1 protein-coding gene is annotated in these 590 nt (G+C 52.2%); it reads left to right on the forward strand.

Going from position 1 to position 590, the window contains the following annotated elements; genetic code table 11:
* A partial coding sequence (locus R8O11_RS29570) for a zinc-binding dehydrogenase (protein WP_318195171.1) occupies positions 1 to 522 on the forward strand: 522 nt, incomplete at its 5' end.
* Positions 523 to 590 lie beyond the last annotated feature (68 nt).

Consider the following 590-nt stretch of genomic DNA (forward strand, 5'->3'; position numbering starts at 1 on the left):
ACTGGCGCCAGTGGCGGCGTAGGTTCGGTGGCGGTGACGCTTCTGGCTCAACTGGGCTACAAAGTGGCAGCCGTTACTGGTCGTGTTGAACAAAACGGTCCGCTTTTAGAAAAACTGGGCGCAAGTCGCATCATCGACCGTGTTGAATTTGAAGAGCCTGCACGCCCACTAGAAAAACAAATTTGGGCTGGCGCAGTCGACACCGTTGGCAGCAAAGTGCTAGCGAAAGTATTGGCGCAAATGGATTACAACAGCGCCGTCGCGGCGTGTGGTCTTGCTGGCGGTTTTGACCTGCCAACCACAGTAATGCCGTTCATCCTACGTAATGTGCGTCTGCAAGGTGTGGATTCCGTGATGTGTCCAACCGAAAAACGTATCGCAGCGTGGGAAAAACTGGTTGAGCTACTACCAGACAGCTACTTCGAGCAAGCGTGTACTGAAGTAGAGCTCGCTGAAGCGCCAAAATACGCCGAAGATATTACCAACGGCCAAGTAACGGGTCGCGTAGTCATCAAGCTGTAGCTATAAAGCTATCGTTATCAAGCTACAAGTCAGCACTTCACGTAAATAGAGCCAGCGTTGCTGGCTCT

This window comes from Vibrio sp. 1288 (assembly GCF_033344475.1).